This window comes from Streptomyces sp. NRRL F-5135 (genome assembly GCF_000719775.1).
Classification (GTDB): Bacteria; Actinomycetota; Actinomycetes; order Streptomycetales; family Streptomycetaceae; genus Streptomyces; species Streptomyces hebeiensis.
This window is the reverse complement of record NZ_JOHR01000025.1, coordinates 65,708-78,539: the sequence shown is the minus strand read 5'-3', so window position 1 is coordinate 78,539 and position 12,832 is coordinate 65,708. Positions and strand designations below refer to the sequence as shown.

At 70.8% G+C, this 12,832-nt stretch carries 14 protein-coding genes; 8 read left to right on the top strand and 6 right to left on the bottom strand.

The window, feature by feature from the left end:
* Positions 1–106: 106 nt before the first annotated feature.
* From IG02_RS0132075 to IG02_RS0132050, 6 genes are all read left to right on the top strand, one after another.
* Positions 107–937, top strand: coding sequence for an ABC transporter permease (locus IG02_RS0132075; RefSeq protein WP_030755924.1), 831 nt, complete (start codon positions 107–109; stop codon positions 935–937).
* Positions 934–1,725, top strand: a complete 792-nt coding sequence (locus IG02_RS0132070; protein WP_030755920.1) for an ABC transporter permease — start codon at positions 934–936, stop codon at positions 1,723–1,725. The genes IG02_RS0132075 and IG02_RS0132070 overlap by 4 nt, the downstream gene beginning before the upstream one ends.
* Positions 1,725–2,771: an ABC transporter ATP-binding protein gene (locus IG02_RS0132065; RefSeq protein ID WP_051765999.1), complete on the top strand. Its 1,047-nt coding sequence runs from the start codon at positions 1,725–1,727 to the stop codon at positions 2,769–2,771. Before IG02_RS0132070 ends, IG02_RS0132065 begins: the two co-directional genes overlap by 1 nt.
* Before the next feature lie 198 nt (positions 2,772–2,969).
* Positions 2,970–4,043 (top strand): ABC transporter substrate-binding protein, encoded by a 1,074-nt coding sequence (locus IG02_RS0132060; protein WP_037804890.1) that lies wholly within the window; start codon positions 2,970–2,972, stop codon positions 4,041–4,043.
* Positions 4,044–4,131: 88 nt separating this feature from the next.
* Complete coding sequence (locus IG02_RS0132055; RefSeq protein WP_051765997.1) at positions 4,132–5,328, top strand: adenosine deaminase family protein; 1,197 nt, start codon at positions 4,132–4,134, stop codon at positions 5,326–5,328.
* 48 nt (positions 5,329–5,376) lie between these two features.
* On the top strand, positions 5,377–5,673 hold the full coding sequence (locus tag IG02_RS0132050) for a hypothetical protein (RefSeq protein ID WP_030755910.1): 297 nt from the start codon (positions 5,377–5,379) through the stop codon (positions 5,671–5,673).
* 81 nt (positions 5,674–5,754) lie between these two features.
* On the opposite strand, the gene IG02_RS0132045 is transcribed toward IG02_RS0132050, so the two are convergent.
* Both IG02_RS0132045 and IG02_RS0132040 read right to left on the bottom strand, forming a co-directional pair.
* A complete protein-coding gene (locus tag IG02_RS0132045; protein ID WP_030755908.1) occupies positions 5,755–5,955 on the bottom strand; it encodes a ferredoxin in 201 nt (66 codons plus the stop codon).
* A 20-nt stretch (positions 5,956–5,975) separates the two neighbouring features.
* Complete coding sequence (locus tag IG02_RS0132040; protein ID WP_030755906.1) at positions 5,976–7,181, bottom strand: cytochrome P450; 1,206 nt, start codon at positions 7,179–7,181, stop codon at positions 5,976–5,978.
* Positions 7,182–7,346: 165 nt separating this feature from the next.
* Between IG02_RS0132040 and IG02_RS0132035 the strand changes: the two genes are divergently transcribed.
* Both IG02_RS0132035 and IG02_RS0132030 read left to right on the top strand, forming a co-directional pair.
* The gene (locus IG02_RS0132035; protein ID WP_051765995.1) at positions 7,347–7,907 is read left to right on the top strand and encodes a GNAT family N-acetyltransferase; all 561 of its coding nucleotides are present in this window, start codon (positions 7,347–7,349) and stop codon (positions 7,905–7,907) included.
* Between the two features lie 134 nt (positions 7,908–8,041).
* Complete coding sequence (locus IG02_RS0132030; RefSeq protein WP_030755900.1) at positions 8,042–8,863, top strand: SAM-dependent methyltransferase; 822 nt, start codon at positions 8,042–8,044, stop codon at positions 8,861–8,863.
* A gap of 72 nt (positions 8,864–8,935) precedes the next feature.
* Here the strand turns inward: IG02_RS0132030 and IG02_RS0132025 are convergent, their stop codons facing one another.
* The 4 genes from IG02_RS0132025 to IG02_RS37155 all read right to left on the bottom strand — a co-directional run bounded on the left by IG02_RS0132025 (position 8,936) and on the right by IG02_RS37155 (position 12,570).
* Positions 8,936–9,103, bottom strand: a complete 168-nt coding sequence (locus IG02_RS0132025) for a hypothetical protein (RefSeq protein ID WP_030755896.1) — start codon at positions 9,101–9,103, stop codon at positions 8,936–8,938.
* Between the two features lie 242 nt (positions 9,104–9,345).
* Positions 9,346–10,563, bottom strand: a complete 1,218-nt coding sequence (locus IG02_RS0132020; protein ID WP_051765993.1) for an ABC transporter substrate-binding protein — start codon at positions 10,561–10,563, stop codon at positions 9,346–9,348.
* A 227-nt stretch (positions 10,564–10,790) separates the two neighbouring features.
* Positions 10,791–11,603: an IclR family transcriptional regulator gene (locus IG02_RS0132015; protein ID WP_078854997.1), complete on the bottom strand. Its 813-nt coding sequence runs from the start codon at positions 11,601–11,603 to the stop codon at positions 10,791–10,793.
* A 151-nt stretch (positions 11,604–11,754) separates the two neighbouring features.
* On the bottom strand, positions 11,755–12,570 hold the full coding sequence (locus IG02_RS37155; protein ID WP_078854996.1) for a nucleoside phosphorylase: 816 nt from the start codon (positions 12,568–12,570) through the stop codon (positions 11,755–11,757).
* Between the last annotated feature and the right edge of the window lie 262 nt (positions 12,571–12,832).

The following is a 12,832-nucleotide window of genomic DNA, read 5'->3' as shown; positions in this document are numbered from 1 at the left end:
CCTGTGGCGCTCGGCCCGCTACGATCTAAGCTCCCTGGAACCGGTTGCACAACCGGTTGCAGCGATGATCTTCGTCGCTCGGCCCAAAGAATCGAACTACCCATTGATGAACAATCGTCCGCGCGCCGGCGCGCTCCTCCTGCTCCCGGGGCTGCTCCTCATCGTGTTCGGCTTCGCCGTGCCTTCCGCGGTGATGCTCTTCTCACCCCCGGGAGTGACCCCGTCCGACGTGTTCGTACGGCTCGGCGAGATGCTCTCCGACCCGTACGACCTCGGCATCATCGGCCGCACCCTCGGCCTGGGGCTCGTCGTCACCGCGCTGTGCATCGTCCTCGCCTTTCCCATCGCCTGCCTGCTGGCCCGCTCCACCTCCCGCTGGGCCGGCATCTGGCTGGCGCTCGCGGTCTTCCCGCTGCTCCTCAGCAATGTCGTACGCACCTTCGGCTGGCTGGTGATCCTCGGCTCCAACGGCTTCGCCGGCCGGCTGATCACGGGGCTCGGGTTCGCCGACGAGGCGCCCCAGCTGCTGTACACCCCGCTCGCCGTCGTGCTCGGCCTGGTCCAGCTCTTCCTCCCGCTCGCCGTCGTGGCCTGCTACTCGGCGGTCGCCCAGGTCGACGCGGGACTCGACGACGCCGCCCGCGGACTCGGCGCGAGCCGCCTGCGCACCCTGTGGAGCGTGGTCGTACCGCTGTCCCTGCCGGGTGTCGTCGTCGCCGCCACCCTGGTCTTCGCCGGCAGCATCACCGCGTACACCACCCCGTACCTCCTCGGCGGATCCTCCCAACGCATGCTGGCCACCCAGTTGTTCTCCTATTCGAGCGTCACCGTCAACTGGGCCGCGGCCTCCGCGACGGCGCTCGTCATGACCGTGCTCGTCTTCCTGGTCTCCGGGCTCAGCTCGGCCGTCGCGCGGGCGAAAGGACGAGTGCAGTGAAAGCACGCCCGATCGCAGCGGCCCTGGCCGTGCTCGGCTATGTGGTCATGCTCGTACCGATCCTCTTCGTGGTCGGCGGAGCGTTCACCGCCGGCAGCACCCTGAAATTCCCGCCCGAGGGATTCTCCGTGCGGTGGTTCGGCGAAGCCGTCGCCAACGAGAGCTTCAGCCAGGCGCTCACCTCCAGCCTGCTGCTCGCCGTCGTCTCGACGGCACTGGCGCTCGCCGTCGGCGTGCCCGTCGCCCTGGCGCTGCACCGCGGCCACATCCCCGGCCGTTCGCTGCTCGAAGGACTGTTCCTCTCGCCGCTCGTCATCCCCGAACTCGTCATCGGGCTCGCGCTGTACCAGCAGCTGATGATCGGGCTCAAGCAGACGTCCTTCCTCGCCCTGCTCGTCGGGCACACCGTGCTGCTGATGCCGTACGCCGTGCGCGTCACCGGCGCGTCGCTGGCGCTCGCCGACCAGTCCCTCGAAGAGGCCGCGCGCGGCCTCGGCTCCTCGCCGTGGCACGCCTTCCGCACGGTCACCCTGCCGTTGCTGCGCCCCGGCGTGATGTCCGCCGGGCTGCTCGGCTTCATCACCTCGTTCAACAACGTGCCGCTCTCGCTGCTCCTGCAGAGCCGGGACTTCGGCACCCTGCCGGTGACGATGCTCGACTACATCCAGCAGTCGTACGACCCCGTCATCGCCGCCATGTCCACACTCATCCTGGCCGGAACCGTCGTCATCGCCGTCATAGCGGAACGGACCGTCGGATTCACCAAGATCTTCGGGGGGATCAACTGATGACCGCCGCCTCACCGACCGCCGCGCCGTCCACCGCATCGACCACCGCCGCCGCCGCCGAATTCATCGACATACGCCAGACCTTCGGGGACTTCACCGCGGTCGACGGCCTCAACCTCACCGTCGAACAGGGGAAGATCACGACCCTGCTCGGTCCGAGCGGATGCGGCAAGACGACCACCCTGCGCATGCTGGCGGGCTACACCACCCCGACCTCGGGAACCATCCGCATCGCCGGCGAGGACGCCACCCGGCTCCCGCCCGAGAAGCGCAACCTCGGCATGGTCTTCCAGTCCTACGCGCTCTTCCCGCACATGACGGTGGCGGACAACGTCGGGTTCGGGCTGAAACTGCGCCGCGTCCCGGTGGAGGAACGCCGCAAGCGCGTGGCCGACACCCTCGACCTCGTCGGACTCGGCCACCTCGCCGGGCAGCGCCCCAAGAAGCTGTCCGGCGGGCAGCAACAGCGAGTGGCGCTCGCCCGCGCCATCGCGATCCGCCCCTCACTGCTCCTCCTCGACGAGCCGCTCTCCAACCTCGACGCCCGCCTGCGGGTGCAGATGCGCGCGGAGATCCGCCGTATCCAGGCCGAGACGGGACTGACCGTCGTCCTCGTGACCCACGACCAGGACGAGGCCCTGGAGATGTCGGACGCGATGGTGCTCATGCGCGCGGGGCGCGTCATGCAGAGCGGTTCACCCGCCGAGGTGTTCCCGCGCCCCGCCAACCGCTTCGTCGCCGAATTCCTCGGATACGAGAACTTCGTCGAGCGGGACGGCCGCCTGCTGACCGTGCGCCCCGAGCACCTGGAGATCTCCACCGGGCCCGCGACGGAGGGCGCCCGGCTCGCGCTGCCCGCCACCGTCACCCGCGTCGCCTACCGCGGTGTCGACCGGCACATCGCCCTGACGACCCAGGGCACCGGCGACGAGCCCGTACCGCTCATCGCCGCGCTGCGCGCCGACGAGACCGGCCCGGACCCGCGCCCCGGGGACCAGGTCACCGTCGTCGCCCGTCCCGACCGCGTCGTGGAACTGGCCGGCTGACCCCGGCGGAGACACGCACCCCCCGCACCCCGTCCCCCGTACCCCCCCCGTACCCGTCCCGGCCCACGCCCCGTCGGCACCGACCGTGCTCTCGCCCACCGCGGGTACGAAACGGTCGTGCGCCCATCCGGCCCCGACCCCCTACGTTCCCACCCGCGTCGCGTACGCGGACGTCACCGCTCCCGGAAGGAGCCCCTCGTGCCCACCACCGTCCAACGGCGGCACCGCGCACTCGCCACCGTCGTCGCCACCGTGCTCGGCGCGGCCCTCGCCGGCTGTTCGGCCGGCGACAGCGCCGACGACAAGAACACCCTCGTCGTCAGCACCTTCCCGTTCGGCTCCAAGGAGCTGACGAAGGCCGTGATCGAGCCCTTCGAGAAGAAGACCGGCTACAAGGTCAAGCTCGACACGGGCAGCAACTCGGACCGGCTGACCCGGCTCCAGCTCGCGGGCGGCGACCCCGGTGTGGACGTCATGCTCATCTCCGACTACTACGCCGCGCTCGGCCAGTCCAAGGGCCTCTTCCAGCCCGTTCAGGCCAAGGACGTGCCCAACCTGGACAAGCTCAGGGACTTCGCGGTCGACGACAAGTACGCCGGCCCGGCCTACACGTACCAGCTCAACGGCACCCTCTACCGAACCGACAAGCTCGACGCGAAGGCCGCCGCCGACTGGTCGGTCTACGGGGACAAGAAGTACGCCAAGAAGACCGCCCTCCCCGACATCTCCGTCACCGCGGGGCAGCTGACCGTCTCCGGCATCGGGAACGTCTACGGCAGCGGCCCGTTCGACATCGACAAGGCCTACGGCAAGCTCGGCTCCTGGGCGCCGAACACGCTCCAGTTCTACACCTCCTCGACCGAGGTGACGAACCTCCTGACGCAGGGCGAGATCGTCGCCGCTCCCGGGATCAGCGCCTTCGCCACCCAGCTGATCGAGTCGGGCGAACCGGTCAGCTGGGTCGCGCCGGCCAAGGGCAAGTACATGGCGACCAACCGCATGATGATCCCCAAGGGTGCCAAGAACCAGAAGGCCGCCAACGAGTTCATCGACTACTACCTGTCGGCCGAGGCCCAGACCAAGGCCGCCGAGGTCATCGGCGACATGCCCGTCAACCCGGACGCCAAGGTCCCCGACGTGCTCGGAAAGGTGGCGGGCAAGGCCGCGACCGACCCGGTGGCCGCCGGCTACGAGACCCTCGACCCCGGCCCGGTGGTCGAGGGCCGTGACGAGTGGGTGGACCGGTTCGCCCGCGAGGTCAGCTCGAAGTGACCGACGCGCGCCGGGGGGCGGCCGGCTTCGCCTCCGCCCCCCGGCGCGCCCGCCGATCCCGTATCCGCCACCACCCGCATCGGACACCATGACCAGCACCATCAGCACCACCAGCACCACCAGCACTGTTGACCTCACCGGCACCGACGGCTATCTCCAGCGGCTGCCGAAGACCGACCTCCACTGCCACCTCATCGGCACCGTACGGGCCACCACCTTCGCCGAACTCGCCGGCCGTGCCGGACTCGACCTCCCCGCGAGCCCCGAGACGATCTACCGCGACGTCAATTCGCTCCCGCCGGACCCGAAGCTCTACGAGAACACCCGTATCCCGGTCCCGCGGGGGCGCGCCGCCGACGAGCCCGAGGTCTCCTACTCGCTCTTCCAGGTGTCCCGGTGGATCGTCGACGCCCTGCGCGACGCCGACGACCTCACCCGCATCACCTACGAAGCCTTCGAAGCGGCCCACCGCACCAGTTCCGTACGGCATTTGGAAGTGTCCTTCGACGGCGTCCCCCCGCACCTGAGCACCCTCGGCTACCGGGGCGCGGTCGAGGCGTACGCCGAGGGCATCCGCCTCGCCGAGCGCGACTTCGGCATGAGCGGGCGTCTGATCGCCGCCGTGGACCGCAGCACCTCGGCCGACGAGGCGCTCGCGAGGGTGCGCGAAGTGGCCGACAACCCCCACGAGTACGTCGCGGGCATCGGCCTCGACAACCTGGAGACCGCCGGGCCTCCGGAGCGCTTCGCCGACGCCTACCGGCTGGCCGGGGCGGCGGGGCTGCGCCGCACCGCGCACTCGTCCGAGCACGCGCCGGTCGCCCACAACACCATCACCTGCCTCGACCTGCTCGGCTGCGACCGTATCGACCACGGCTACTACGTCCTGGAGGACGACGCGGTGGTGGCACGCTGCCGGGAGGAGCGTGTGCCCTTCCTGGTCGCGTTCACCACCTCGCGCCGCTCCTGGCGGCCGTGGCGGCGGGCGTCGATCGCCGCGATGATCGACGCCGGGCTCAATGTCGTCCTCGCCGACGACGACCCGGGGCTGTTCCCGACCACGCTCACCGACGAGTACCGGATCGCGGCGGACGACCTCGGCCTCGGCCGGGCGAAGCTGCGCGCGATGGCGCTCGCGGGGGTCGACGCCTGCTGGCTGCCGGACGGCGAGAAGGCGGCGCTGCGCGACCGGTTCGTCGCCGAACTCGACGCGCTGGACGCGGAGGGGGCGGGGGAGACGGCCGCCCGTACGGACGCCGCGGTCGACGGGGACGCGACGGCCTGACCTGACCTGGCCCGAACCGGCCCGGCTCGGCCCGAGCCGGGGCAACGGGTGAGCAAGGAGCAGTTCGGTACGGCCTACCGCGGCCTCCTGCGCACTGTCCGCGCCGCGTACCCCCAGGCGTGGATCTTCGCGCTGGGGACCTTCCGGGGGAGGTTCGTGCCGGAGACCGAGGCCGCGGTCAGGGCCGCGGCCGACGGCGGGGACGCCCGGGTGCCCTTCGTCGACACCACGGGCCGGCTGGCGGCGGGCGACCTGTCGGACGCGGTCCACCCCAACGACCAGGGGCACCGGGCCATCGCCGACCGGCTGGCCCCGGTCATCGCCGCCAGGATCGGCGGGGCCTGACGAGCCGGGCGCCGTCACGGGGCCGTCCCCCGTCCGTGCCCCGTCGGTCCGCGCCGTGCCGCCGGGGCCTGACTCCCGCCGTCACCGAGCGGGGCGGGCGGCGCTGATGGCCTGGACGGGGCAGGACGCGACCGCGGTGCGGACCGCCTCGTCGTGCCCGGCGCCCGGCTCGTTCTCCAGGAGCACCACCTTCCCCTCGTCGTCCTGGTCGAAGACCTCCTCGTCGGTCATGACGCAGTTGCCGGAGCCGATGCACCGGTCGCGGTCGACGTGGACGCGCATGACGGGATTCCCTTCTGCCGTCACCAGGTCACGGGGAGGGACTCGAGGCCGTGGACGACGGAGTACATACGGAAGCGGATCTCCTCGAACGGGACCGCCGGACGCAGGGCGGGGAATCGGCGCAGCAGCGCCGGGTAGGCGATGCGCATCTCCATGCGGGCCAGGGGTGCCCCGAGGCAGTGGTGGATGCCGTGGCCGAAGGCCAGGTGCGAGACCTTGCGGCCGGGGTCGAAGCGGTCCGGGTCGGCCGTGAGAGCGGGGTCGCGGTTGGCGGCGGGCAGCGAGCAGACCACCAGATCGCCCGCTTTCAGCGGCTGCCCGGAGATCACCGTGTCCGCGCGGACGACGCGGGGGATGACCGTGTGGACGATGGACAGGTGGCGCAGCAACTCCTCGACCACCGCGTCGATGTGCTCGTCCTGGCGTGCCCAGGCCAGGTGGCCGGGGTTGCGCAGCAGGAAGAGCGTGCCCAGGCCCAGCATGTTGGACGTGGTCTCGTGCCCGGCGATCAGCAGCAGATCGGCCAGCCCGGTCAGCTCCTCGTCGCTGATCTCGTCGCCGTGCTCGCGCACCAGCATGCCGAGCATGTCCTCGCCCGGCCGCTTCCGCTGGGCGGCGACGAGACCGGCCATGTATTCCTGGGCCTCCCGCATCGCCGCCACGCGCCGGTCGAGACCGAGCGACAGGTCGAGGCGGATGTTGCTGCGGTGCTGGAAGTCGGCCCGGTCGGTGTAGGGGACGCCGAGCAGTTCGCAGATCACCAGGGAAGGGATCGGCAGCGCGAACGACTGCACCAGGTCCACGGGCGGTCCGGACCGCTCCATGGCGTCCAGGTGCTCGGTCACGATGGCCTCGATACGGGGCCGGAGCCGGCGCATCCGCTTGACGGTGAACTCCCCGGTGACAAGACGCCGCAGCCGGGTGTGGTCCGGGGGGTCGTAGGCGAGGAGGTTGCCCGGGCTCCACAGTCGGGGCACCTCGGCCTCCGCGTCCGGGACGCGCAGGGGCGGGGCGCCGGCGGGCCGGCCGTCCTCGCTGTTGCCGAACCGCCCGGAGTCCCCGAGCACCTCGCGCACGTCCTCGTAGCGGGTGACGAGCCAGGCCGGGGCGCCGGTGACGAGTCGGACCCGGGAGACGGGCTGCTCCGTCCGCAGGCGGCCGAGTTCGGGGGCCGGTTCGAACCGGTCGCGGCGGATGTGCACCGGCATGTCGGGCGTCCGCGTCATCACTTCCTGCCTCTCGTCGCGGTCGCGGACATCCCCGTCGACGTCCGCTCACCACGGTCAGGTCATCACGCCTCTACCGCCATCATCGTCCACCACGTCCGTGATCGCGCCCTTCTCCACGATCGAATGACCCTTTGTCCCGTTCGCGCGCTGAATAATCACCCCATGGAGAATCCCGAACCCACCGTGACGGCGTCCGGGACGGTCATCCGTGGCGCGCGCCCCGCGGACCTGAAGGCCGTCGGCGAGATCTACGCCCACTACGTCCACCACACCGTCGTCACCTTCGACGAGAGCCCGCCGGCCGGCGAGGAGTGGCGGCGCCGGCTGGACGACCTCACGGGCCGCGGCCTGCCCTTCCTGATCGCGGAGGTGGACGCGGACGTGGCCGGATACGCCTACGCCGCCCCCTGGCGCCCGAAGCCCGCCTACCGGTACACGGTGGAGGACTCGGTCTACCTGGCCCCCGAGCACACGGGCCGGGGGCTGGGCGGCGCACTGCTGGGCGCCCTCCTCGACAGCTGTGGCCGGGCAGGGGTACGTCAGGTGATCGCGGTCATCGCCGACACCGGCAGCGACACGTCGGCCGCGCTGCACCGGCGTTTCGGCTTCACCGACGCCGGCCGGCTGGCCGGCGTGGGGCACAAGCACGGACGCCGGATCGACACCGTACTGATGCAGCGGTCCCTGACGGACCCGGCCGGTTCCCCGCGAGTTTCCCCGTAACTCACTCCCGGCCTCGAGGACTTGGCCTTTTACACTCCCCACAGGTGATTGACGCCTAAACTTCGCCGAGGGTCGACCGGCACCCGGGATCCGGGCGGGGACCGCTCGCGCGAACGCACGTACCGGGAGGAGAGATGGTGGCATCACAGGACGGCTCGCCACAGAACCGCATCAACACGGGGACGGCCCACTCGGCCCGTGTCTACGACTACATCCTGGGCGGCAAGGACAACTATCCGGTGGATCAGGAAGCCGGTGACGCGATGTGCCGCTCGTGGCCGGCGCTGCCCGTCCATATGCGTGCGAACAGGAAGTTCATGCACCGGGCGGCCCGTCATCTCGCCCGGGAGCAGGGCATCCGGCAGTTCCTGGACATCGGCACCGGCCTGCCGACGCCACCCAACGTGCACGATGTCGTCCAGGGTGTCCGTCCCGACTCCCGGGTCGTCTACGTCGACAACGACCCGATCGTGCTGGCCCACGCGCGGGCCCTGCTGACCAGCGCGCCCGAGGGCCGCACCGCCTACGTCGACGCCGATATGCGGGACCCCGACGCGATCATCAGCTCCCCCGAGTTCAAGGAGCTGCTGGACCTGCGGCAACCGGTCGGCCTGATGGTCATCGGCATCCTCCACTTCATCCTGGACGGCGACGACGGCCACGGCCTCGTGCGGCGGCTGCTCGATCCGCTGCCCGCGGGCAGCTTCCTGGCCATGACGATCGGCACCGCCGACTTCGCCCCCGAGGAGGTCGGCCGCGTGGCGCGGGAGTACGCCGCGCGCGGTATGCCCATGCGTCTGCGCACCCACGCGGAGGCGCTGACGTTCTTCGACGGCCTGGAGCTGGTCGAGCCGGGACTGACCCAGGTCCACCGCTGGCGACCCGACGCGGATCAGGAGCCGGTGGACGACCGGGACATCGCCATGTACGGGGCGGTCGCCCGGAAGACGGCCTGACACGCGGGTCCACCGCTCCCGGCCGGGCCGGTGACACGCGGGCTCACCGCTCCCGGCCGGGCCGACTCCCGGTCAGTGGCGCCAGTGGCCCCCGCGCCTGCCGTCGGTGGCGGCCCGGACCGCGACGCCGAGCAGCCACAGCACGACGATGACCACCCCCAGCCACCACAGGGCGTGCAGAACGAAGCCCAGCCCGAAAACGATCAACACGAGAAGAAGAATGAGCAGAAGGGCGCCCATGGCTCTCAGCCTCCAGCCGATCGCGCCTTGAGACCGCGCGGTGTGCGTCGTGCGTGCAAGCAGGTGCGCAGGGGCCGCCTGCTTTTCATGCTACGCCCGCGCGCCGGGCCCGGGACGGGGGCCCGCACACCCGCTCGGCGCCTGCCGGAGCGGCCCGGAGCGGCCCGGCCCAGGCCGTACCCGGATGCGCGGCGCCCCTGCCCACGCCGTACCCGGACGCGCGGCGCCCCGGTACGGCGCGGTCACTCCGCCGACTCGGACGTCGCCGCCTGCCTGGCGATCTGGCCCAGCACGTCCTTGGGGCTCTGGCCCGGCTCGACCGCCTTGCCGATGTTCCGCTTGATGCTCTCGCTCACGCTCGCCCAGGACGTCTTGCCGTACGGGAAGAGCTCCGACTCGGCCAGCGCGGAGCGGAACACGCTCACGTTCTCGTAGGCCGCGTTCGCGGCCATCTTCTCGGTCGCGGTGTAGGTGACAGGCAGCTGGTCGTAGTTCCCGACGAAGGTCATCATGTTCTCGTCCTGGAACACGAAGTCCAGGAATTTCCCGATCTCCGCCCGGTGGCCGTTCTGCTTGAACGCCATCATCCAGTCGGCCGACCCCATGGACGCCTCGGCCTTGCCGTCCACCCCGGGCAGCTTCACCGTTCCGACGTCGATGCCCTGGTCCTGCGCCACGGTCAGCAGCCCCGGATGGCCGTTGAGCATGCCGACCTTGCCGGCGGCGAAGGCCTTGTACGCGGCGGCCCGGTCCAGCTTCCCCGGCGCGACCGGGCCCGTGAGACCCTGGGCGACGAGGTCCTTGAGCCACGCGAACGTCTTGACGTTCGCGGACGAGTCGATGTTGTACGACTCGTCCGCCGTGTCCGTGTAGCCGCCCCCGCCGCTCAGCAGCCACATCAGCGTCTCGCTCTGCGCCTCCTCGGGCCCCAGCGGCAGCGCCAGCGGCGTCGTCACGCCCTGCTCCTTGAGCGCCTGCGCGTCCCCCTTGAGGTCGGCCCAGTCCTTGGGGGCGCCGATGCCGGCCTGGTCGAACAGGTCCTTGTTGTAGAAGAGCAGCCGGGTGGAGGCGGCGAAGGGCACACCGTACTGGATGCGGTTGACCTTGCCCGCGTCCGACAGCTGCGAGAGGAAATTCGCCTGCGTCGGTACGGACATGATCTCGTCGGCGGTGTAGAGCTGGTCCCGCTTCGCGTAGTCGGCGTACGAGCCGCCCTGCGCGAGGTCCGGCGCCTTGCCCTCCTCGACCATCGCGGCGACATCGCTGTCGATGGTCTTCTGCGGACGTATGTCGATGTCGATCTTGACACCCGGGTGCTTGGACTCGAACTCGGTGGCGAGCGCCAGCCAGTACCGCTCCGAGCTGGATTCCGGGGTCGTGCCGTATTCGGCGGCAACGAGTCTGAGTGTGACCTTTCCGGACGAAGCTGTGCTGCCGCAACCGGACAGCGCAATCGTCATACTCAGGGCGGCTATCGCCGCCGTCCCACCCAGATACCGCTTTCGCACAGCTCAGCTCCCCGTCCTGGACGACAATGTGATCAAGCTGCGATTCTGCCCACTCGGCACGGCCGAGGTCCATGCCGGGCCGGTTTCGCTTCAGCAACGCCCGTCGCGGCCCCAGTGTGCCCGAGGCCGTCCGCGCGACGCGTACGAGGGGTGGAGCCGGCGGGGGATGCGGAGCGGGCTCAGTCGGGCTCGGCCGCGGGAGCCGCCGACGCCCGTGTGAAACCGGAGTCCGTGGCGAAGTCGCCTGTGTAGCCTAGCCCCCACGACATCGTGCGGGCGGCCCGCAGCACGATCTCGGTGGCACGTGTCCGCTCCAGCGGATCGCGCATGCGGTGGCCGGCCGCGGCGAGCGTGACGCTGGAAACGGTCCGTGAGGTGGAGGTGAACACGGGAGCCGACACCGCCCACACGTGATCGTCCAGTTCGTCGTCGCACACGTCGTACCCCCGCGACCGCACCTCCGCGAGATGGGCCGGCACCTGGTCCGCCGTGTGCGGGGTCTGCGGGGTGTAGGCGGTCAGATCGTGGTCGCCGAGCACGAGGCCGACGGTCTCCGGCGGCTGGTACGCGAGGATGGCGCGGGCCGAGGCCGCCGCGTGCGGAGGCATGTTCTGGCCCACCCGTACGAACAGGCGCAGCGGGTGGCGCGACTCGACCAGCGCGACACAGACCAGGCGCAGACCGATCAGTTCCGTCAGGAACACGGTCTCGCCGCTCGCACGCGCCGCCTCCTCCATCGGGGCGGGCGGGGCGAGGACGCTGCCGAGGGGAACCGAGGAGACCGCGGCCAGTTCGGCGGCCGCCGGGCCGAGGAAGTAACGGCGGTTGACGGGCGACCTGGTGACGTACCGCTCCTCGGTCAGCGCGGCGAGCACGCGGTGCATGCTGCCGATGGGCACCGAGAGTTCCTCGTGCAGCTGTTGCAGGGTCATGCCCTGGCGGCTGGCCGCCAGGGTCCGGATGACCCGGAGACCCCGTGAAAGTACCTGCATCGCTCAGCAGTCCGTCCCTTGAACCGAGTTGTCGTTGCGTGACCCGCGCCCGCGCCCCGGACAGGCCGGGGTCGTCAGGTCCGGGCCTGTCGTGGTGTGCCGGCCGGCAGCCGACGACACCGCGGACGACGGCCCGTCACGGCCTGTGCCGTCAGCGCCTGCCTTTCCCCGGGCCCCTCGTCACATCCGGCTCCGGTGTGGCCGAGAGCGCCGCCGCGCTGCGCACCGCCAGTCGCAACATGGCGAGTTGCGCGGGCCGGTAGTCCTCCAGCCAGTCGTCCGTGGCGCGGTTGGCGTGCGCCACCAGGACGGCCCCGGCCCGGATCCCCATGGCCCCGGCCACCGCCAGGACGGTCTCCGTCTCCATCTCCACCCCGTCCGCGCCGAGTTGCCGGAGCTCGGCCATCCGGGCGGCGGCCCGCCCCTCATGCCCCGGCAGCGGCCGGCCCTGACCGAGATAGTACGAATCGGTCGTGGCGACGGTGATCTCGGTGAGTTCGATGCCGAGGGCCGCGGCCCCCTCGCGCAGGCCGGCCAGCACCGCACCGTCCGCCTCGCGCCCGCCCGTCGGGGCGGCGTAGTGCGCGGCGGCCCCGCTGCCGGGCAGGGCCCGCGTGACGGCGCACACGGAGCCGGGCGCGATCCGCTCGGACAGGGCGCCCATGCCGCCGGTCCGCAGCACCGTCGTCACGCCGAGCCGCGCCAGCTCCACGACGGCGATCTCGGTGGACGGGCCGCCGATACCGGTCGAGCAGACCGCGACCGGAACGCCACCATTTGCCCGGCCCACTCCGATCCTGAACTCTCTGTTCTGGCCAACTATCTCGAAATCGCCGAGCACTTCGGAGGCGAGATCAACCCGGGCCGGGTCACCGGGGAGCAGGCAGACCGGCGGCAACGTGCCCACTTTGGCCGGAAGATGTGGAGGTGTGCCGTCCTGCCAGGGGTCCTGGGCGCTTCGGGCCATCGGGGAAACCTCCATATGTGGATTGCCACTTTCCGGATGTGGAAGTCTCCATCACCCGCGAATGCTCCGTCAACCACCCGGTACCTGACTGGTTCTTGCCATTTGTCGAGCGGGTTTTCGCGGCAAATAACGCGTCATATCCGGAATGCAAGATACCTACGAGATCTTGACTGTGGCCGAAAAGCGGTTCAGGCTACGACCCTCATCGCCGGAATGTGGATTTCCATCTCTGGAAACCGAACGCGGTGCCGTCGTGACGGTC

What these genes read in the sequence shown, in the direction of transcription:
- IG02_RS0132075 (WP_030755924.1), top strand. Translation starts at nt 107, where the DNA reads ATGAACAATCGTCCGCGCGCCGGCGCGCTCCTCCTGCTCCCGGGGCTG.
- IG02_RS0132065 (WP_051765999.1), top strand. Translation starts at nt 1,725, where the DNA reads ATGACCGCCGCCTCACCGACCGCCGCGCCGTCCACCGCATCGACCACC.
- IG02_RS0132055 (WP_051765997.1), top strand. Translation starts at nt 4,132, where the DNA reads ATGACCAGCACCATCAGCACCACCAGCACCACCAGCACTGTTGACCTC.
- IG02_RS0132045 (WP_030755908.1), bottom strand. Translation starts at nt 5,955, where the DNA reads ATGCGCGTCCACGTCGACCGCGACCGGTGCATCGGCTCCGGCAACTGC.
- IG02_RS0132040 (WP_030755906.1), bottom strand. Translation starts at nt 7,181, where the DNA reads ATGACGCGGACGCCCGACATGCCGGTGCACATCCGCCGCGACCGGTTC.
- IG02_RS0132035 (WP_051765995.1), top strand. Translation starts at nt 7,347, where the DNA reads ATGGAGAATCCCGAACCCACCGTGACGGCGTCCGGGACGGTCATCCGT.
- IG02_RS0132030 (WP_030755900.1), top strand. Translation starts at nt 8,042, where the DNA reads ATGGTGGCATCACAGGACGGCTCGCCACAGAACCGCATCAACACGGGG.
- IG02_RS0132025 (WP_030755896.1), bottom strand. Translation starts at nt 9,103, where the DNA reads ATGGGCGCCCTTCTGCTCATTCTTCTTCTCGTGTTGATCGTTTTCGGG.
- IG02_RS0132020 (WP_051765993.1), bottom strand. Translation starts at nt 10,563, where the DNA reads ATGACGATTGCGCTGTCCGGTTGCGGCAGCACAGCTTCGTCCGGAAAG.
- IG02_RS0132015 (WP_078854997.1), bottom strand. Translation starts at nt 11,603, where the DNA reads ATGCAGGTACTTTCACGGGGTCTCCGGGTCATCCGGACCCTGGCGGCC.
- IG02_RS37155 (WP_078854996.1), bottom strand. Translation starts at nt 12,570, where the DNA reads ATGGCCCGAAGCGCCCAGGACCCCTGGCAGGACGGCACACCTCCACAT.